Raw genomic sequence first — 20013 nt, forward strand, 5'->3', positions numbered from 1 at the left:
AGGAAGCAAAATCGCTTCCGTTACCGCCTATGGGGATTTTTGAGATGGGTTCTATCCATGAGCCATCGACACAAAAGCAAAATCGAGAAGGTGTTCGAACATCCTATTTCAGCCAATATCGATGTCAAAAAACTGATATCGGCATTGGAGCATTACGGAGTAGAGATCGAGGTGACAAAAAAACACAAAGTGAAACTCTTTTATCGAGAGAAGGAGTTCGTTCTTTCGTTGCCGCACGACGATCATCTCTCAAAAGACGAAACCGTTCGACTGCGCCATTTTCTTGAAGAGGTGGAGCTGACTCCCGATCGTATTCAGTAGAGTTCGTACTCCAGTTCACACTGAATGTCCGGATAACGGCTTTCGAGCATCGTTTCGATCTTCTCGATTTTCTGTTTGGCCTGTTGGGCATCGGTGGAGAGAAACGCGATGGCGATTTCCCCCTCTTTCGGGTACTCACCGGAGAGGTCGAGCAGGGAGCAGTTCATTTTCGCAAGACGGTCTTTGATCGACTGCAAAACAGCGCGGCGTCCTTTTTTCGATTCGACGAAAGGGAGATCAATCCTCAGCGTGGCATAGGTCAGGGTCATTGTGCCTATCTCCTTCCACCCAGCCGATCTCTCTGCTCTGCATGAAATCGATAAATTTACGATACCAGAAGTCGACGGGTTCGGCATCTTTTGCACTCAAACTGATAACAGCGATGCGTTTGTCTCTGCAAAAGGCGGGCAGGGATGAGAGCTCGACATCCTCCGGTACCTGCTGCATCATCTCTATCAGATCGTTTTCGCTGACGAGTGCCGTGAATGTTTTGCGATAGTGCGGTTTGGCATCCGGCAGGAGAGTGTCGAGCGCCTGGCGAATCATCGGATGGGCCATATTCGGAAATCCCGGTACGAAAAAAAAGCGTTTGTCCAAACAAAATCCGGGTACATTGTTGACCGGATTGTCGAGCAGGTTGGCATTGACGGGCAGTTCCGCCATATGGATGCGGTGAGGATAGGCATCCTCGCCAAACTGTTTGAGAATACGCCGTTTCGCTTCCTCATGTACAACAAGCGGCTCGCCGGTGAAGACCTGTGCCGCGATGTCACGGGTCAGATCGTCAGGTGTGCTGCCAATGCCACCGAAGCTGAAGAGAATGCTCTCCGGGTCGCTCTTGACCAGCTCGAACATTTTGGTAATGAGATCTTTGTCGTCTTCGATAATGAGGGAGGCATGAAGCTTTGCCCCCCGTTTCAAAAGCTCTTCGGAAAGAAAAAGAAAGTGTCTGTCGTTTCGGCGCCGGTTGAGAATTTCCGAACCGATGATAACCTGATAGAAGCGCATGATTTACCTTTCAGGTGCAGATATCGTCTCTGCATCCGATGACCAATAACCAATGAGAAGGCGGTGTTGCCGCCTTTAGATTTTGCTCTTGATGAACGCTTCCATCTCGTCAACGATCTCCTCGATGCCGCGTTCACCGTTGATGACATGCAGAAGGCCCTTCTCTTTATAGAATTTTCGGATCTCGTCGATCGGTTCGGTATAGACCTTCATACGGTTTTTGAAAACCTCTTCATTGTCGTCCGCACCCCGTGCACGTCCCAGAACGCGCTCTTTCGCCACATCTTCACTGACATCCACCTCGATCACCGCTTCGAGTTTGACATCGGGCTCGCTTGCAAGAATCTTGTCGAGCGCTTTCATCTGATCGACACTGCGCGGGAAACCGTCGATCAGAATAACAGGTTTGTCACTCCGTTTGATGGCACTTACAATGGTATCGATGACGATTTCGAGAGGAACGAGATTTCCTTTACTGATATAACTGTCGATGACGATACCAAGTTGGGAACCGCTTGCAACTTCCGCGCGCAGAAGATCGCCTGTCGAGTAGTGTGCGATAGTGTTTACATTGTTGGCTGCTATGATTTCGGCATCGGTCGTCTTGCCGCTTCCCGGTGCACCGATGATAAGAAACAGTTTTTTCATGTTTTACTCCTGAATGTAATGAATTTCCTGATAGGTTTGACGATGATCTTTTCGGCTTGTCCACGGCACAGAGCCACATCCACCTCGTCGTTTTTTATTTCGATCGGACCGAGAAAAGCTTTCGACTTCACTTCCACGATGTCTCCGATTCGGATGCCAAGTGCGTCGAGCCGGGACTTGAACCGGTCACACCCGCCTTCGAAGCCTTTGATTTTGACAAGTTCTCCCGGTTTCGCTTCACTGAGACGCATCGATTTTCGGCTGCTTCCTGATACGGATTCCCAATTCTTTGAGCTGTGCATCGTCGACGGGGCCTGGTGCATGAGTCAACAGACAGGTCGCACTCTGTGTTTTCGGGAACGCGATCACGTCACGAATGCTGTCACGTCTGCCCAGCAGCATCATGATACGGTCGAAGCCCATTGCGAACCCTCCGTGCGGGGGTGCTCCGAATTTGAGTGCATCAAGGAGAAAACCGAATTTCTCTTCCGCTTCTTCTTCGCCGATACCCAACATTTTAAACACTTTTTGCTGAATGTCAAGTTTATGGATACGAATGGAGCCCCCTCCGAGTTCGACACCGTTCAACACGACATCGTAGGCGATGGAATCGATCGACTCGATATCCTCTTCGTCAATGTTTTTCGGCATCGTAAAGGGATGGTGCAACGCTTTGAGGTGCAACTCTCCCTCTTCGAGTTCGAACATCGGAAAGTCGACGACCCACACGAATTCGAACCGGTTTCCGTCGATCAGTCCGAGGCGATGGGCCACTTCGGTACGGAGCCGCCCCATGTAGTCCCAGACCGTTTTGCGATCGCCCGCACCGAAGAAGACGATATCACCCACCTGAAGATCGAGGCGCGATGTCATCGTTTCGATCGCTTCGTCGCTGAGGAATTTGAGAATCGGCCCTTTGAGCCCATCTTCCTTGACCTGGATGTATGCGAGCCCTTTCGCGCCGAATTTCGTAACGAAACTTTCGAGCTCCTTGATGATCTTTCTGGAGAAGGCGGTGTCTCCGCCGGGCACTTTCAACGCCTTGATACGGTTCAGCTTCTTGTACTGGGCGATTTCGGAAAAGATCGGGCTGTCACACTTTTCGAAGAGGTCGATGACGTCGACAAGCGGCAGTTCGTACCGCAGGTCGGGTCTGTCGTTGCCGTATCTCTCCATCGATTCGCGGTAGGTGATACGGTTGAACGGTGTTTGAATATCGTAACCGCAGGCACTGAAAATCGATTGCAGCAGCTCTTCCGCCACCTTCATCACATCTTCCTGTGTGCAGAAACTCATTTCGACATCGATCTGGGTAAATTCGGGCTGGCGGTCGGCACGCAGATCCTCATCCCGGAAACATTTCGCAATCTGAAAATAGCGGTCGAACCCGCTGACCATCAGGAGCTGTTTGAAGAGTTGCGGCGACTGGGGCAGGGCGTAGAACTCGCCGTTGTGAACCCGGCTCGGAACCAGGTAGTCGCGTGCGCCTTCCGGCGTCGATTTGGTAAGAATCGGAGTTTCGACTTCGAGAAAACCGAGTTTGTCAAGGGTGTTTCGCGCGGCGATCGCCGCTTTCGAACGAAGCTGGAAAAGTTCGAACATCTCTTGCTGACGCAGGTCGAGATAGCGATATTTGAGGCGTATATCCTCTCCGACATTCGGATCTCCCAGTGTAAAGGGCATCGGCTCGCTCCGATTTTCGATGACGAGTTCGTCGATGACCACTTCGATTTTCCCCGTTTTCAGGCGGGGATTTTCCAATCCTTCACCGCGTTTGCGCACCTTCCCTTTGGCGAGAAGTACAAATTCGTCCCGTACGTGCGAGGCGACCCGGTGGGCTTCGGCATTATCCGCAGGATCGCATACGAGCTGAATGAGCCCCGTTTTGTCACGCAGGTCGATGAAAATGACGCCGCCGTGGTCACGGTAGCTGTTGACCCAGCCGGCCAGTTCGACATAGTCGCCGACATTTTTTTCGTTCAGATCGGTACAGTAATGTGTTCGCAAATCGAATTCTCCAATGATAGTTGGGCAAAAAAGATGCCCGGGTTGAGTTAGTGGCGCGATTATATCAAAACCAAACTTATTTTTTGTTACGATAAAAGTAGACAAATTTTTACGAGAAGGCGAAGCGTGCAGGAACATCTCGAGATCAAACGAGTCGGTGTCGTCCTCCGGCCATCGACCCCCGAACTCAAAGCTCTCTTTTATCAGGTCAAAAACATTTTCGAACACTACGGTGCCGAAGTGTTGATCGACTCCATCAGTGCCGGGATGATCGGGGTGCTCGGACAGGATTTTTCGGCTATATGCGAAAAGAGCGACATCCTCGTGTGTATCGGGGGTGACGGAACGCTCATATCGCTTACACGCCGGAGCTATCAATTTCACAAACCGATTCTGGGGATCAACGCCGGAACACTCGGATTTCTTGCCGACATCAATCCTTCCGAAATCGAGACCTTCGTAGAAAAACTCTACAATGGTGAATTCCGTATCGACGAAAGGATGATGATCGAAGCGGTGCTTTCAACCGGAGAAGAGGAGAAACATCTCTACTCGTTCAACGACATCGTCATCAGCCGTCCGTCCATTTCGAAGATGGTGAAAGTGGACGCCTATATCGACAAGCGCTGGTTCAATACCTATTTCGGCGATGGGCTGATTATCTCGACACCCACGGGATCGACCGCCTACAATCTTGCAGCGGGCGGCCCCGTCACCTTTCCGCTGACCGATGCGTTTATTCTGACGCCGATCTGCCCCCACTCGCTGACACAGCGTCCGCTTGTCATTCCCGCCAATTTCGAAATCGAAATCAAGACGCCGGAAAAAGAGTCGCTGGTCATCATCGATGGGCAGGAGCAGTACGATTTCGGTCCGGAAGACACACTGCTCGTGAAAAAAGCGTCGATCGGGGCACGGCTGATACACAGAGTGGAACGCAACTACTTCGACGTACTTCGGGAAAAACTATCGTGGGGGCAGGTAAGATGATTGAACGGTTCTATGCAAAAAATCTTGTCGGATTCGACACACTCGACATCGAATTCGAACCGGGACTGGTTGCTGTAACCGGTCCGAGCGGCGCGGGCAAGTCGGTTTTTATGGATTCGCTGCTTGCACTCTTCGGCCTGTCGGATGTCTATGCCGATCTCTCCGAAGTGGTTGTGAGAAAGAGCGCTCTGCTCGATCTCGAGAGTTACGAAAGCGACGAAAACGAGATCACCCTGCGTGCTGTCAAAAAGGAGAAGATCCGCTATTTTCTCAACGACCTGACGATCTCGAAGAAGCGTCTCAAAGAGATGATGTCACCGCTCGTCCGCCACATTTCGCAGCGCAGCAACAACGAGCTCTCGTCCGAACTGCTGCTCGAACTGCTGGATGCGATGGCGGTATTGGAAGATCCGAGCTACAGCGAACGGCTCGAGATGTTTCGAACACTCTACCAAAGCTATCAGGAGAAGAGCCGGAGGCTTGAGACGATGCAATCCGATGAAAAGCGGGTCAAGGAGCTCATCGAATTTGCGGAATTCGAAATCAAGAAGATCGACGAGATGGCCCCGAAACCGGGCGAAGATGAGGAGCTGATGGCGATCAAGCGCAAACTTTCCCGAAAAGAGAAGATCAGTGAGGCGATCGCCAAAGCATCGAGAATTTTCGAAGCGGAAGACGATGTCATCGAGGCGCTGACAATGATCGAAAGCGATACCGTACTCTTCAATGAAGCGATGAATATGCTCCGCAACGAATTCGAACATGCGGAGGAGATGATCGAAGAGCTGCAGGAGATCGATGTGGAACGTGTGCTCGACCGTATCGAATCGCTGGCGGAACTGAAGCGGCGGTACGGATCGATTGACGAAGCACTTGCCTATCGGGACGAGAAGATCAAGGAGCTCGACTACTACCGCAACATCGACCATGAACTGGACGGCCTTGCGACAGAGGTGGAAACCCTGCGGCTTGCGCTTCAGAAAGAGGCGGAAAATATCAGCTACAGCCGCAGAGCGGCAGCCAGTAAGGTGGAACATTTCATCAATGGCTATCTTGCCCAGTTACGTATGCCGTCGCTCGCTTTCCGGATATCGACCAAACCGCTCGACCGGCTGGGAGTCGATGCTGTCGATATCGATCTGCAGGGTTCGTCGCTCGAAACGTTGAGCGGCGGAGAGTTCAACCGTATCCGATTGGCGCTGCTTCTGAGCAAAAGCGAACTGGCAGGCGGAGAGGGTGTGCTTTTGATCGACGAGATCGATGCCAATGTCAGCGGTGACGAGTCGATCGCCATTGCGAAGCTCCTCAAAACGCTTTCGAAAAACTATCAGGTTGTCGCCATCTCGCACCAGCCGCACCTCAGTGCCGCGGCACGCCAGCACTTTCTCGTGACGAAAGAGAATGGAAAGAGCGTCGCCAGACCTCTCTCCAAAGAGGAGCGGATTGGGGAGATCTCACGCATGATCGCCGGTGAAAAGGGGATGAAAGAGGCAAAGACATTGGCTCAGAATCTGCTCAGAGAGTTCGCGAAGTGATCATCGATACCCATTGTCATCTCGACGATCCGAGATTCGACGACGATCTCGATGCGGTGATCGAGCGTGCAAAAGCACACGGTGTCGAAGGATTTCTGATTCCGGGTGCCGATACCGGTACCCTCGAAAAGGCGAGGAAGATTGCCCATGCCCATCCGGAGGTTTTCTATGCGGCCGGGGTACATCCCTACGACATCGATTCGTATGATGAAGCGCTTCTGCTCGAGCACCTGAAAGATGCGAAATGCATCGCGGTAGGTGAGTGTGGACTCGATTACTACAGGCTTCCGGAAGAGGAGACGGAAAAGCATGAAGAGATCGCGGCACAGAAGCGGATATTCGGCCTTCAGATCGAACTGGCGAAGCGGACCGGCAAACCGCTCATCATCCATATTCGCGATGCGAGCAGCGACTCCATGCAGATGCTGATCGATCACGATGCGCGTGAGGTGGGTGGCGTGCTGCACTGCTACAACGCCGACGAACAGCTGCTGAAACTCGCAGAGCATCATTTCTATTTTGGAATCGGGGGCGTCATCACGTTCAAAAACGCGAAAAAACTTCCGCATATTCTTCCGAAAATTCCGAAAGAGCGCATTATCGTAGAGACGGACGCTCCCTATCTGACTCCCCATCCCTACCGGGGCAAACGCAACGAACCCTGGTATACGGTTTTTGTTGTCGAGAAAATTGCCGATATTTTGGAAATGAGTGTCAGTGAAGTCGAAACGTTGACGACAGAGAATGCACAGCGTCTCTTTAAACCGTTTGCCACGTTGCAGATGGTATAATTTATGCTTGTGCATTCAAAATCTCTTGCCACTCAAAAGCTATATACATAAAAACAGGGGTTTTCGTGAAAAAAATTTTGTCACTGTTGCTTTTGACCATCGGGCTGCTGCATGCATCGCTGTTTACCGAACCGCGGTACAATGACGATACGAAAGTACTGCAGAGTCTCGATATCGAGGCATCTTTCCTGAGAGATCCTGTATTCCGTGAACTGAAAAACGATATGAATTCGCGAAAGCGGAACCATTTTCTGCGCATGTTGAAGCGGGGACAGAGTTATATCCCGACACTGAGGAAGATGATTGCCGAGAGCGGTATTCCGCAGGTTTTTCTCTATATGGCGATGGCGGAGTCGAATTTCAACGCCCATGCAAAATCTTCGGCCAAGGCTGTCGGCCTCTGGCAGTTCATGCCGAAAACCGCGACACGCTACGGTCTGAAAATCGATCGCTATGTCGACGAGCGTAAAGACCCCGTGCGTTCGACGGAAGCGGCGATCAAATATCTCAAACACCTGCACGGTATGTTCGACAAGTGGTACCTGGCCGCTCTGGCCTACAACTGCGGCGAAGGGCGCGTGCTGCGTGCGATCAAAAAAGCGGGTAGCGACGATCTTCATGTCCTGCTCGACGAAAAGAGAAAATATCTGCCGAGAGAGAGCAGAAACTATATCCGCAAAATCGTTTCGATGGCGCTGGTAGCCAACAACGCACAGCTCTGCTTTACCCAGTCGGAACTGGCACTGTTCAACCCATCCGACTCGGAACGGCTTATCCGTGTCAAAGTGAGCGGCGGCGAAACGGTCGAGCATATCGCAAAACAGATCGGTATGACGACGAAAGATCTGAAAGTTTTGAATCCGCAGTTCAACTACGGCTTTACCCCTCCTGTCAAAGGTGCGTTCATCAACATTCCCTACAGCAGACTCGCGCGTTTCAAGAGCGATTACAAACCCGGCAAACAGAAAAACATGTATCTGGTCCATACGGTCAAATCGGGAGAAAATCTGAGCAAGATCGCCTACCGGTATGGCATATCCTATAAAATGATCGTCTCGTTCAACAAGGTCAGAAAAGGGATCATCTACCCCAAACAGGAGCTGATCATACCGATTCCACGCGGGTCGATCCACCATTACAGGGTCAAACCGGGTGATTCGATCTACAAAATTGCCAGGAAGTTTGGTGTGAAAGTGGCGACAATCAAACAGCGAAATGATCTCAAGAGCAATATCATCCATGTTGGTGACAAACTTGTCATTCCGAACTAATCTCCTTTTTGCATCCATCTTTTTCGTATGGCTGCTGAGTGGATGCAGCCAACACAGCGCGACGCTCGGTTCACCGGTTTTTGGAACCGCTGAACCCACAAAACCCCGATCCTCGAAGGCGGTGCATCGTGCCACACTGCGACCCTATACGGTCAATGGAAAGCGCTACTACCCGACTGTCGTGTCGGTCGGATGGAGGCAGGATGGTGTTGCAAGCTGGTACGGCCCCAATTTTCATGGCGGAAAAACATCCAACGGGGAGACATACAACATGTACGAGTTGACGGCGGCACATAAAACGCTGCCGATGAACACGATGGTTCGTGTCACCAACAAGCGCAATGGCAGATCGGTGGTCGTCCGCATCAATGACCGCGGTCCGTTTGTCAAAGGGCGTATCGTCGATCTCTCCTATACGGCAGGAAAACGGATCGGCATCGACAAAACGGGAACGGCACCGGTTCGTCTGACGGTGCTCGGCTTCGACAACATTATCGCATCGATGGCAAAAGCGAGTGGGCACCCTGTTCGGCAGGAGGTCGTCTTGAGCGGCTTCGGCGTCCAGGTTGGAGCGTTCCGGCGGTATGCGGGTGCATTGACATACCGTGATCGTTACGATAACTTCGAAGGCCGCTATCATACGAAGGTCAAAAAGTTCATTGTCGACGGGGAACCGTTGTACCGTGTCTGGCTGATGGGGTTCAAGTCGGAAGAAGAAGCGAGAGATTTTATCAAAGCCTGGAACATTCCGGGTGCATTCATTATAAGGGGTTCATCGTGATCATAGAAAAAATACGGCAAACGAAAGAGACAAATATTCATCTGCGACTCGATGTCGACGGTACCGGCAAGTCGGAGATTTCGACGGGAGTGGGGTTTTTCGATCATATGCTGGAGAGTTTCGCGAAACATGCACAGTTCGATCTGACGGTGAAATGTGAAGGAGATACCCATGTCGATGACCATCATACGGTCGAAGATGTCGGCATCGTTCTGGGTATGGCACTGAGCGATGCCATCTATCCCCTTGAAGGGGTGGAGCGATTCGGCAACAGTGTCATCGTCATGGATGAAGCGGCAGTCGAGTGTGCGCTCGATCTGAGCAATCGACCTTTCCTGGTCTACGAGATCGGTGTGACGGGCAAAGTGGGACATTTCGATGTGGAACTGGCGGAAGAGTTTTTCAAAGCATACGCATTCAACAGCGGCATGACCCTGCATCTTGTTGCGCAGCGCGGCAAAAACCGCCACCATATCATCGAAGCGGCTTTCAAAGCCTCTGCGGTAGCACTGCGGCGTGCGTTGGCTCCCAATGCCAAAGCGGGGGTTCCAAGTACCAAAGGCATCCTGTGATCAAACTGATCGTTCTCGATGTCGACGGCTGCATGACCGACGGAAGAATCATCTACACAAACGAAGGAGACGAACTGAAATTCTTCAATGTCAAAGATGGGTTCGCCATCGTCAACTGGATTCGTCTTGGACGCGATGCCGCCATCATTACGGGCCGTCGTTCGAAAATTGTGGAGAGGCGTGCCAAAGAGCTCGGAATTCCACACCTTTTTCAGGGGGTGGAAGATAAATTGAAAAAACTGGAAGAGCTGTGTGCACATCTCGGTATCACACTTGACGAAGTGGCGATGATCGGCGACGATCTCAATGACTACAAAATTTTGAAGCGGTGCGCGATCTCCTTCGTACCCAACGACGCAAACCATCGTATTATCGAAATCGCCGATGTGGTATTGAGCCGGAAGGGTGGCGATGGTGCAGTTCGGGAGATGATCGAACTGCTGATACGCCAGGAGGGCCTGGAGGAGGAGTATCTTTCACGGTGGGTCTGACTATCAAACATTTCATCCTGCTCTTTTTTGCTCTGGCGGTGACGGCTCTTTTTCTTTTGAAGCCATATCATGTCAGTTATGTAAATAAAAAAGGAGTTCCGCAAGTCGCGTTCATCGATTTTGAGAGTTATGAGATTACGCCAAAGGGTGTTCTCAACCATCTGAAGGGCACATTGGCCAAAAAATTTTCCGATACGTTGATCATTGAAAATCCAAAACTGACGCGGCTCGCTCCCCGGGGCAAAGAGTCTCTCAGTGCCAGAAAGGCCATCTTCACGCAAAACAGGGGGATCGAGCTCAAAGAGGATGTTCATCTCTCGAGAAGCGACGGTTGGAATATCGAGACTTCGAGGCTCTATTACGATATCGCCTCCAAACTCTATACGACCGAGGGGAGTGAATTTCTCATAACCTACGGCAGGAGTATCGTGACCGGCAGGAATCTCTACTATTACCAAAAAAGTGGTAAAATCAAAGCCGAAACGATCCATGCAAAAATAGCCGAAGAGGATATGTAAATTGAAGAAAATATTGATTGCTTTTCTATTTTCAACCGTGCTCTACGCCCTATCCGAACAGGTTGAGATCACATCGGACCGATTTGAAGCGGATGAAGTGAAGCGGGTGACGAAATTTCTTGGCCATGTGCATATGAAGAAGGGAAACGACGAGCTCAATGCATCGCGTGTCATCGTCTATTTCGATGAAAAACGCAAGCCGATACGCTATGAGGCGATCGGAAAAACGTCATTTGTCATCCATATGCGTCAAAAAGGCCAATACTATACCGGCAAGGCGGAAAAACTCGTCTACCGTCCCAAGAAACAGATTTACGAACTCTATGGGAATGTCGTTCTTAAAGAACCGAAGATGGATCGGACCGTAACGGGTGAAAAAGTCGTCGTCGAAAAACTGAATGGCAGGGCCAGCGTGGAAGGAAACGGCAACAGGCCGGTCCGGTTCATTTTCAAAGTGGAGGAGCGTAATGCCAGCAAGGATCGTTGACGCATCCTTCCTGACCAGTGCAAGCCGAATCGAAGAGGCGCCTGCCGAAGGTGTGGGAGAGGTCGTGTTTCTTGGTCGCAGCAACGTGGGCAAGAGTTCGCTGCTGAACTCTCTGACGCATCGGAAAAATCTGGCGAAAAGCTCCTCGACGCCGGGAAAGACCCGTCTGATCAACTATTTCGAAGTGGTCTACAAGGATGATGAAGCGGATGAAAAATACAGACTCCATTTTGTCGATCTGCCGGGATTCGGTTATGCCAAAGTCTCCAAAAGCATGAAGCACGAATGGCAAAAGAGTCTCAACGAATTTATCAAAAATCGACGAACGATACGGCTTTTCATCCACCTGCGCGATGCACGACACCCCGACGAACCGATCGACGAGGATGTAAAAGGGTATATCTCCGGGTTTATCGGACCGGACCAGTGCTATATCGAAGTCTTTACGAAGTCCGACAAACTGAAGCAGAAGGAGACGTCGAAAATTCTCAGGGAGCACCCCGGCGCCATGCTCGTCTCCAATCTCAAAAAACGGGGCATCGAACAACTGGAAGGACTTATTTTCGATATCGTTATCAAGGGTGAACCGTGTCCGTGATCTATGGCAAACCGGTTTTGACCGATATTCCCGAAATGCAGAAGATCGTTTCGAAAGAGGTGGAAGAGGGTGTCATTCTGCCACGCTCGGACGATGAACTGGCGACCAATATCCGCTCCTATACCGTTGCCAAAGATGCCTCCAGCGGAGAGATTATCGGGTATGTGGCACTCCACATCCATTCGATGAGGCTTGGTGAAATACGGAGTCTGATCGTCAAAGAGGGACACAGACACCGGCGCATCGGCAGCCATCTCGTCGAGGAGGCTCTTGAAGAGGGCAGAGGGCTCAGACTCCAGGAGGTTTTGGCCCTCACCTATATGGGGAGATTCTTCGAACGTCTCGGATTCAGCGAAATACCGAAGGAGACGATACCCGAACATAAAATCTGGGCGGACTGCATCAAATGCAAACATTTTCCCGTGTGCAACGAAATATCGCTGATAAAAAAACTGTAGCGACATTCCTGGCACTGCTGGGACTGCTGCTTCTCTATCCGTCGATGGAGTCGCTCTATCCGCTGCTGCCTCCGCTGCTGGGGATCGTCTATGTCAAATGGAGGGATGCACTCTACCGGCAGGATTACTTCTGGCTCATGGCATGGATGCTCTATGCCGTTGTGCTCGAATCGGTCTGGAGCCTCCCCCTCTATGGCATCTGGACGATCATGCTGGTGACATTTACGATGTTCGATCCGAAAATCACCTATCTTCTGCATACACGGACGCTGATCAACGTCATCAGCGTTATCGTATTCGATCTTCTCTATCTCGCTTTTGCCTATGGCTATGGTTCGCTGATGCATACCAAAATCGTTGATTTCGATCTGATTCTTCTTTACTATTTTCTCGTCGATATCATCGGAGTGATTCTGTTTTGAAAATCAAACTGGTCATCGCATTCTTCGTTGTTGTCTGGATGATACTGTTGGTGCGTATCTACCAGCTGACTATCAAATCGAATACCTATTACGAATCCCTCGCAAAACAGAATATTGTCAAGAAAGAGTGGATTTTGCCGGTGCGCGGCGAAGTTTTGGACAGGCATGGCAAACCGCTCGCCATCAACAAAATCGGTTTCAAGATACTTGTCGATGCCCATTTGAGCTCGAAAAAACGATTGCCTGTACTCAAAAAGGCGTTGAACGACATTCAAAAAGATTTTCCGGACATCAATACGACAAAACTGCTCAAACGCTACCGTCGAATCGATTCGCCCTATCGTCACGACCCGATCGTGATCATCAAGTTTCTGCCATACGAACGCGTGCTCCCGCACTATACCGAACTCTCCCGCAAACCCCACATCACGATCGAGCCGACGACGAAACGCTTCTATCCCTATGGCGATATGACGGCGCATGTCATCGGATATGTCGGAAAGGCGAATGAGAAAGAGATGGCGGATGACGAGATGGTCAAGCTGACGATGGTTGCCGGAAAAAGCGGTCTGGAAAAGTATTACAACGAATTTCTCGAAGGTGAGCCGGGATACAAAAAGGTAAAAGTGAGTGCCTTCAACAAACAGATCGCGGTACTCGAAACCAGACCTCCGAAAGAGGATACCGACATTACCCTTCACCTCGATATGGAGCTGCAGGCTTTTATCTCGAATATGTTTCGCAAAGAGCACAAATCGGGTGCCGTCATCGTCATGCGGACGGATGGTGCCATCGTAAGTGCGGGCAGCTACCCCGCATTCGATCCGAACGAATTCGTCAGCGGTATCAGCAGAGCAGAGTGGAAAAAGATCATCGAAAATCTGAACCATCCGTTCACCAACAAACTGATTCACGGTCTCTATCCGCCCGGCTCCATCATCAAACCGGGCGTTGCGCTGGCACTGATCGATTCGAAAAAAGTTTCACCCTATACGAAATTCTACTGCAACGGCGCCATCGAGCTGGGTAAGACGACGAAACACAAATTCCGGTGCTGGAAGCACCAGGGACACGAAGAGACCGATATGATCAAGGCGATCCGCGAAAGCTGCGACGTCTATTTCTACAAAGGAAGTCTGCTGACGGGCATCAACAAAATCGCCGAGGAACTCAGAAAGATGGGGCTCGGCAAAAAAACCGGCATCGACCTGCCAAACGAATTTATCGGAGTAGTGCCCGACAAAAACTGGAAAATCAGCAAATACGGTCAACCGTGGTATATGGGAGAGACACTCAACGCATCCATCGGGCAGGGATATATGCTGGTTACACCGATGCAGATCGCCAGATACACCGCGCTGCTGGCGACGGGGAAACTGCCGAAACCCTATCTGGCGGCCTCGCTTGCCGGCAAAAAAACGAAACCCAAGCTGAAAGAGGTTCTGACACTGCGCGAAAAGAGATCGCTGCCGATCATCCGGCGGGCGATGTACGAAGTCTGCAACCATCCGAAGGGAACGGCCTACTGGGCACTGAAAGGGACGAAAATCAAGATCGCGGGCAAAACGGGTACGGCCCAGGTGATCGGTATTCCCCAGGAGGAGAAGAAGCGGATGAAAGAGGACGAACTCGCCTACTACCACCGCTCCCACGCCTGGCTGACGACCTACGGCCCCTATCGAAAGCCGCAGTATGTCGTGACGATTCTTGTCGAACACGGCGGCCACGGCGGTACCGCCGCCGGACCGATGACCAAAGCGATCTACAACTGGCTCGCCGAACACGGCTATATCCGGTAATACACTTCGAATGTTTCTCCCGCTTTTCTTCTCCTCTCGGTCCGAATTCATTCTGTTTAAAACTCTTTTAACTTTTGCGGAGTAAAATTAAAATATAGTTATGTGTCTAATGTAAAGGATATAACTATGAAAAAATTAAAATATAAATCTTTATTCATTCTCTCTCTGTTTCTTCTCGTCAGTAGTGTTACAGTCATGATCTCGGGATGCTCCAGAACAACCTCGCATGAGCCGTATGATCAGACTATGGTTTTCAGATCCCAAAAGATTTTCTACTACTCGGGCGGACAGAAACAGGATCTCAACCTTTCGACCGAGTATCTCGCGGTATCACCTGCCAAAGGGAAACTGGACGCGCTGAAACGCTTTTTGGAATCGAGCGGCTGGACGAAAAAACCGCTGGAAATGAACGCTACACTCAATGATGTCTATCTGGTCTCGCTCGATGGCAATGTTACCTCATCCGATATCTATGGTTTTATAGAACGTCTGAATGGAAGCGGCACGGTCCGTTTTTCGACACCCGTCTTCGATGTACCGAACGGTATATATATCCTGACCGATGAATTTGTCGTCAAATTCAAACCCGGTATCGATGCAAGGGAGATCGAGCGTTTCATCGACGAAAACCGTGTCGAAACCGTCAGAAAGGATTACCCGCTTCCCGGGTGGTACAAACTCCGTTTTACGTCACGGAGCGGTGCCAATACGTTCGACGTGGCCAACAGATTCTATCAATCGAAGCTCGTCGAATATGCCCACCCCGATTTCATAGAGCAACTCAATCCTCTATGGGAAACCATCTACAGTGAAGATTTCGAATCCGATGTGCCAAATTTATGGGAAGCGTGGGATAGCAATCCTGTAAGTGGAGAATACTACTGGGGGCGGATCAGCTCCCTCGATTATCCGAGTGCCATCGATGATTATACGACGGGTGAATACAAATGCTGGGTCTCGGCCGCACACGATATCGACTCGCCCGATCGACATCCAGACGACGATGTCGAAGAGAAATACGCTCCGAATATGGATGCATGGATCAAATTTGGGCCGTTCGATTTTTCCAATCTCTATTGGGCTTATTTGAATTATGCGCTCGAGTATTCTGTAGCCCGATCCGACGGTCCTATGTCAGGATATATCTCGTTCGACAACGGGAACAGTTGGAATGAATTGCACAATTTTATTTCATACAGAGGTATAATCCCGCTTACATACCTGATACAGAATATCCATTCTTCCGAAGTGAATCAGACGGGCAGTCAGGAGATTCTACTGGCTTTGAGATTCGTAAGCGACAATTCGATGTCTGGTAATAGTATCGATGATCGCAACGAATCTTTTATGGGCATCTATATCGACGATGTCTCACTGCTAAAATCGAACACGCAACCGGCACCGGCGATCACGACGGATCCATATTCCGCACGGCAATGGAACCTCCACAATGTAGGACAGTCCGGTGGGGAGGAGGGTTGGGATATCAATATTGTGCCTGCGTGGGAGTATCTGCAGAACAGTCTGCAGATTGAGAGTACCGATTTCTCAGTTAGTGACATCGTCGTTGCCGTCATCGATACAGGCGTCGATCTGGAACATGAAGATCTCAATACGGTAGCCGGTTACGATGCCGTATACGCGTCCGGCGAGGTTACAGATGTAAACGATTCACACGGTGCCCCGGTTTACCCCGTAGAGGGCCATGGTACGGCTTGTGCCGGGATCATCGGTGCGAAACATAATGGAGTCGGAGTCGTGGGTGCGGCACCCGGGGTAAAAATCATGCCGGTTCGCATCTTCCGTTTAAATCATACTACCCTGACTATTTCGGCCGATGGACTCAGATGGGCGGTCGATCATGGTGCGAAGATTTTGAGCAACAGTTGGAGCGGAGGTATTGATAGCGATGTAAGACATGAAGCTCTCCGGTATGCGAAAGAGAAGAGCGTCATCGCCATTTTCTCAAGTGGGAACGACGACACATCTGCCGTTAATTATCCTGCAAAATACGAAGAGACGATCGCGGTGGGTGCCATGAGCCCATGCGGGGAGAGAAAAAATCGGGAAAGTTGCGATCGGGAATGGTGGTGGGGCAGTGATTACGGCCCTGAGCTGGATGTCGTGGCGCCGGGTGCTATGATTCCCACGACGGATATGAGCGAAGGCGGATACGCCTGGAACGATCTGCTCGGTCTATCCAGAAAATATTTCCTCTCCTTCAACGGCACATCTTCCGCCGCACCCCATGTCGCAGGAGTCGCGGCACTGCTTTTGAGCATCAACCCCGATTTGACTCCAGAGGAGGTTCGGACCATTCTCCATCGCACCGCGCGCGATCTGAACGTTTCTGGGCGCGACGACGAAACGGGCTACGGTCTCGTGGACGCTTTCGCCGCCGTATCGTCCAATATGTTTATGACAGATCTAAAAGCTCTGTCACTTTCATTCGAAGGGACGCTTTTCCCTGGTGCCTCCCTGGATGGAAATCTGACTCTGAGCAACAGTTCGAGGAAGGTGGTTCCGCCGTTCATGGCCGCCCTCTATCTTTCGAAAGACAATATCGTCGATGGCAACGATTCGCTCCTTTGGGAAGAGACGATCGGCACCATGCCAATGAACAGCGAGATAAAGATCGACCTCGCTTTTGCGCTGCCGGAGGATGTCGAGTCGGGACATTACATGCTGATCGCGGTGGCCGATTCAAACGATACCGTCGTAGAGAGGAATGAAACCGACAACTTCCTCTATCGGTTAATAGATGTCGTCAATCCTCCCCATATCGTGCTCAAGGATGAACAGATCGATTTCGGTATCGTCGTGGTTGGAAGCAGTGGCCAAAGAACTCTGGAGATCAAAAATGAATTCGATGGAAAAGCGGCGGATCTGCACGTCACGGAAATCGCCTACATCGGGCCCGCCGTTTTCAGTCTCGATTTGCAGAATCCCCCGACGGAATCGGATCCCATCGTATTCGCAAATCACCAGAGCATGGATATACCGCTCTATTTCTCCCCGCAGAGCGAAGGGAATTTCAGCGGAACGGTACGTATCCGCTCGGACGATCCCGACGAGCCGGTAAAAGAGGTCAATCTCTCGGGTTCCGCCGTCGAAGGCGTGCCCGTCATATCCATCTCCGGCGACACGATTTTCCAGCCGGACGAAACAAGCAAGATTCTGACGATCGAAAACCGTGGCAATGCTCCGCTTCAATGGAGCATCGGGCCGGACGAGTACCAGCAGCTGCCCTGGCCGGCGTGGCTTGCCGCCGATCCGATGTCGGGTACGACGGAGGCGAACGAAACGTCGCAGGTGACGCTGACGGTGGATCGCAGCGGTCTCGACAAAAATAGCTCTTCCTACAGTATCTATGTCAACTCCAACGACCCCAACAATGCGAGCGTACCGGTGCTGATCGTTCTGAAAGTGGGAAGCGTGAAACCGGAACTCGATCTCAATACGACGACGCTCGATTTCGGTGCCACCGAAGATACGATGCAGTTTACTCTCTCCAACACCGGAGAGGGAAATCTGACATGGCAGATCGAACCGTTGCCGGAGTGGCTGAATGCAGCTCCCCAGAGCGGTACGGTCGAAGCGGGTTCGGACAGGCGTGTGACGGTATCGGTCGACCGGAATCGTCCGGCGGGCGACTATGCCCATACGATGCAGATTACATCGAATGGCGGAAATGCGGAGATCAACGTGTCGATGCAGGTGCTTCCCGCTCTGCAAATCACGCCGAAAAATGTGGTACTCGATCAGTGCGGAGCGGAGCAGCAGTTCGCCGTCCAGGGTGGAACACCGCCCTATCAATTCACTCTGAAAGCTGCCGCGGACGAACGTGTGCCGGAAAATGCCGGTCTCTTCGATGTGGATGCTCTAAACGGCCGTGCAATGGTCCGGATCGATCCATGCAATATATCCGACACTACCGCTTTTACGGCGGTAGAGAGCGATCTGCCGATCCGCAATCTGAACGTTTCGGTGGGGGATGTAACCGTAGAGACGCTGGATCCATCCGATCTCGAAGACCACTCCGTCTCTTCCGATATGGCCGTGGAGTGTGGAGGTACACAGCTCATTCTGGAAGTGAAAGACAAAGATGGGAGAATGGCCTTTGCCACGATGGCTCTCGACGGCAGAAGCTGGGTGCGGGCGTATGGTGGAGAATATGACGACACAATCTTTTCCGTCGAGCCGGACGCCGACGGTATCGTCATCTCCGGTGTCACAAAATCCTATGGTGCCGGAACACCCGGAGTAACCGGTGATATGTGGGTATTGAAGTTGTACGGCTACGGCAAGGTTGCATGGCAGAAAACCTATGGAACACCTGCGAGTGAAAGCATCGCCGAAACGATTCCGACTTCGGATGGAGGCTATCTGGTTGCGGGAAGTTCCATCAAAGCCTATCAGGCCGGTGTCTGGATCCTCAAACTCGATGGCGAAGGGAGTGTCGTGTGGCACAGAGTTTTCAGAGGGTCCTATTTCAACCCCACGGCGGTTGCGGAGAAAGATTCCTACTACTATATAACGGCGGGAAGCGATTCCGACGATCAGGAGATGGTGCTGCTCAAACTCGACGAAGATGGCCATTCCGTCTGGAAAAACGGCAGCAATGATAATGCGATGAAACTTTTCAGCATCGAAGGGACCGATAATTATGATGCGGGTGACTTTGTCGTTTTGCCGTCCAACGAACTGGTGATCGTGGGCGGAGCGACGTTCCCTCTGAGTCAACCGAATCAGTATCAGAGCGATCTGATCGTCATTAAAACGGATGAAAACGGAACGGTTCTGTGGAGCAAGGCTATCGGAAAATCGCAGGCCGATGAAAACGGAGTTCAGGTCACCTACCATGAGAGCGGAAGCCGGATTGTCAGAAACGGTGACGGTTCTTTCACGATTTTGGGAACATTAAGTATGACTGCCGCGATGGAAGGGGGCGGAGAAGGTTATTCCTCATCACATGCCATTTTGATGGTCAGGCTGGATGAGAACGGAACCATTGTATGGCAGAAAACGATTTCTGGAATAGGAGGTGGCTGGCAACCATCGATCTCACCGGCCGACGATGGCGGTTATGTAATAGCCGGTTATGTCGAAGCGGACAGTGACGACTACTGGCTGGCGAAAGCGGATAGCGATGGCAATCTGTTGTGGCAGTACCGTTTCGACAGCAACGGTCATACCGACCAGTCACACGCCGTGTCGGTCATGCCCGATGGCGACATCGTACTGAGCGGTGGCGGATGGAAGTATATTTTCGGGTCGGATACGGATAACGACAGCGCGAATGGATGGACATTGCGG

At 51.2% G+C, this 20013-nt stretch carries 20 protein-coding genes; 15 read left to right on the top strand and 5 right to left on the bottom strand.

Annotated elements, in window-relative coordinates; translation table 11 throughout:
• The first annotated feature begins 57 nt into the window (after window positions 1-57).
• Complete coding sequence (locus tag Q1K24_RS05020) at window positions 58-321, top strand: hypothetical protein (protein WP_300366916.1); 264 nt, start codon at window positions 58-60, stop codon at window positions 319-321.
• On the opposite strand, the gene Q1K24_RS05025 is transcribed toward Q1K24_RS05020, so the two are convergent.
• The 5 genes from Q1K24_RS05025 to aspS all read right to left on the bottom strand — a co-directional run bounded on the left by Q1K24_RS05025 (window position 315) and on the right by aspS (window position 3984).
• A complete protein-coding gene (locus Q1K24_RS05025; RefSeq protein WP_300366919.1) occupies window positions 315-590 on the bottom strand; it encodes a DUF503 family protein in 276 nt (91 codons plus the stop codon). The two genes, Q1K24_RS05020 and Q1K24_RS05025, sit on opposite strands and share 7 nt — an antisense overlap.
• Window positions 559-1329 (bottom strand): molybdopterin-binding protein, encoded by a 771-nt coding sequence (locus tag Q1K24_RS05030; protein ID WP_300366922.1) that lies wholly within the window; start codon window positions 1327-1329, stop codon window positions 559-561. Before Q1K24_RS05030 ends, Q1K24_RS05025 begins: the two co-directional genes overlap by 32 nt.
• A 75-nt stretch (window positions 1330-1404) precedes the next feature.
• Entirely contained in the window at window positions 1405-1977 is a 573-nt protein-coding gene (locus Q1K24_RS05035; RefSeq protein WP_300366924.1) for an adenylate kinase, read from the bottom strand.
• On the bottom strand, window positions 1974-2228 hold the full coding sequence (locus Q1K24_RS05040) for a FeoA family protein (protein WP_300366926.1): 255 nt from the start codon (window positions 2226-2228) through the stop codon (window positions 1974-1976). Before Q1K24_RS05040 ends, Q1K24_RS05035 begins: the two co-directional genes overlap by 4 nt.
• Entirely contained in the window at window positions 2215-3984 is a 1770-nt protein-coding gene (aspS, locus tag Q1K24_RS05045) for an aspartate--tRNA ligase (protein ID WP_300366929.1), read from the bottom strand. Before aspS ends, Q1K24_RS05040 begins: the two co-directional genes overlap by 14 nt.
• 126 nt (window positions 3985-4110) lie before the next feature.
• Between aspS and Q1K24_RS05050 the strand changes: the two genes are divergently transcribed.
• From Q1K24_RS05050 to Q1K24_RS05115, 14 genes are all read left to right on the top strand, one after another.
• Window positions 4111-4974, top strand: a complete 864-nt coding sequence (locus tag Q1K24_RS05050; RefSeq protein ID WP_300366932.1) for an NAD(+)/NADH kinase — start codon at window positions 4111-4113, stop codon at window positions 4972-4974.
• Window positions 4971-6509 carry an AAA family ATPase gene (locus Q1K24_RS05055; protein WP_300366936.1) on the top strand — a complete coding sequence of 513 codons (1539 nt, stop codon included), beginning with the start codon at window positions 4971-4973 and terminating at the stop codon, window positions 6507-6509. The genes Q1K24_RS05050 and Q1K24_RS05055 overlap by 4 nt, the downstream gene beginning before the upstream one ends.
• Complete coding sequence (locus Q1K24_RS05060) at window positions 6506-7300, top strand: TatD family hydrolase (protein ID WP_300366939.1); 795 nt, start codon at window positions 6506-6508, stop codon at window positions 7298-7300. The genes Q1K24_RS05055 and Q1K24_RS05060 overlap by 4 nt, the downstream gene beginning before the upstream one ends.
• 65 nt (window positions 7301-7365) lie before the next feature.
• Window positions 7366-8571 (top strand): lytic transglycosylase domain-containing protein, encoded by a 1206-nt coding sequence (locus Q1K24_RS05065; RefSeq protein ID WP_300366942.1) that lies wholly within the window; start codon window positions 7366-7368, stop codon window positions 8569-8571.
• Window positions 8546-9352, top strand: a complete 807-nt coding sequence (locus Q1K24_RS05070; protein WP_366903598.1) for a septal ring lytic transglycosylase RlpA family protein — start codon at window positions 8546-8548, stop codon at window positions 9350-9352. Before Q1K24_RS05065 ends, Q1K24_RS05070 begins: the two co-directional genes overlap by 26 nt.
• Window positions 9352-9924: an imidazoleglycerol-phosphate dehydratase HisB gene (gene hisB, locus Q1K24_RS05075; RefSeq protein ID WP_300366971.1), complete on the top strand. Its 573-nt coding sequence runs from the start codon at window positions 9352-9354 to the stop codon at window positions 9922-9924. The genes Q1K24_RS05070 and hisB overlap by 1 nt, the downstream gene beginning before the upstream one ends.
• Window positions 9921-10415, top strand: a complete 495-nt coding sequence (locus tag Q1K24_RS05080) for an HAD-IIIA family hydrolase (protein ID WP_300366947.1) — start codon at window positions 9921-9923, stop codon at window positions 10413-10415. The genes hisB and Q1K24_RS05080 overlap by 4 nt, the downstream gene beginning before the upstream one ends.
• The gene (lptC, locus tag Q1K24_RS05085) at window positions 10406-10933 is read left to right on the top strand and encodes an LPS export ABC transporter periplasmic protein LptC (protein WP_300366950.1); all 528 of its coding nucleotides are present in this window, start codon (window positions 10406-10408) and stop codon (window positions 10931-10933) included. Before Q1K24_RS05080 ends, lptC begins: the two co-directional genes overlap by 10 nt.
• Before the next feature lies 1 nt (window position 10934).
• Window positions 10935-11420 (top strand): lipopolysaccharide transport periplasmic protein LptA, encoded by a 486-nt coding sequence (gene lptA, locus Q1K24_RS05090; protein WP_300366953.1) that lies wholly within the window; start codon window positions 10935-10937, stop codon window positions 11418-11420.
• A complete protein-coding gene (gene yihA, locus Q1K24_RS05095) occupies window positions 11401-12018 on the top strand; it encodes a ribosome biogenesis GTP-binding protein YihA/YsxC (RefSeq protein WP_300366956.1) in 618 nt (205 codons plus the stop codon). Before lptA ends, yihA begins: the two co-directional genes overlap by 20 nt.
• Window positions 12009-12476 (top strand): N-acetyltransferase, encoded by a 468-nt coding sequence (locus Q1K24_RS05100; RefSeq protein WP_300366959.1) that lies wholly within the window; start codon window positions 12009-12011, stop codon window positions 12474-12476. Before yihA ends, Q1K24_RS05100 begins: the two co-directional genes overlap by 10 nt.
• The gene (locus Q1K24_RS05105; RefSeq protein ID WP_300366962.1) at window positions 12443-12898 is read left to right on the top strand and encodes a hypothetical protein; all 456 of its coding nucleotides are present in this window, start codon (window positions 12443-12445) and stop codon (window positions 12896-12898) included. Before Q1K24_RS05100 ends, Q1K24_RS05105 begins: the two co-directional genes overlap by 34 nt.
• Complete coding sequence (mrdA, locus tag Q1K24_RS05110; protein ID WP_300366965.1) at window positions 12895-14697, top strand: penicillin-binding protein 2; 1803 nt, start codon at window positions 12895-12897, stop codon at window positions 14695-14697. The genes Q1K24_RS05105 and mrdA overlap by 4 nt, the downstream gene beginning before the upstream one ends.
• A gap of 246 nt (window positions 14698-14943) precedes the next feature.
• A partial coding sequence (locus Q1K24_RS05115; RefSeq protein ID WP_300366968.1) for a S8 family serine peptidase occupies window positions 14944-20013 on the top strand: 5070 nt, incomplete at its 3' end.

It is taken from the genome of Hydrogenimonas sp., assembly GCF_029932565.1.
In the GTDB taxonomy this organism is placed as follows: domain Bacteria; phylum Campylobacterota; class Campylobacteria; order Campylobacterales; family Hydrogenimonadaceae; genus Hydrogenimonas.

Coding starts and splice junctions, on each gene's coding strand:
- Q1K24_RS05035 (WP_300366924.1), bottom strand. CDS start 1,977: ATGAAAAAACTGTTTCTTATCATCGGTGCACCGGGAAGCGGCAAGACG.
- yihA (WP_300366956.1), top strand. CDS start 11,401: ATGCCAGCAAGGATCGTTGACGCATCCTTCCTGACCAGTGCAAGCCGA.
- Q1K24_RS05055 (WP_300366936.1), top strand. CDS start 4,971: ATGATTGAACGGTTCTATGCAAAAAATCTTGTCGGATTCGACACACTC.
- Q1K24_RS05025 (WP_300366919.1), bottom strand. CDS start 590: ATGACCCTGACCTATGCCACGCTGAGGATTGATCTCCCTTTCGTCGAA.
- Q1K24_RS05040 (WP_300366926.1), bottom strand. CDS start 2,228: ATGCGTCTCAGTGAAGCGAAACCGGGAGAACTTGTCAAAATCAAAGGC.
- Q1K24_RS05030 (WP_300366922.1), bottom strand. CDS start 1,329: ATGCGCTTCTATCAGGTTATCATCGGTTCGGAAATTCTCAACCGGCGC.
- Q1K24_RS05020 (WP_300366916.1), top strand. CDS start 58: ATGAGCCATCGACACAAAAGCAAAATCGAGAAGGTGTTCGAACATCCT.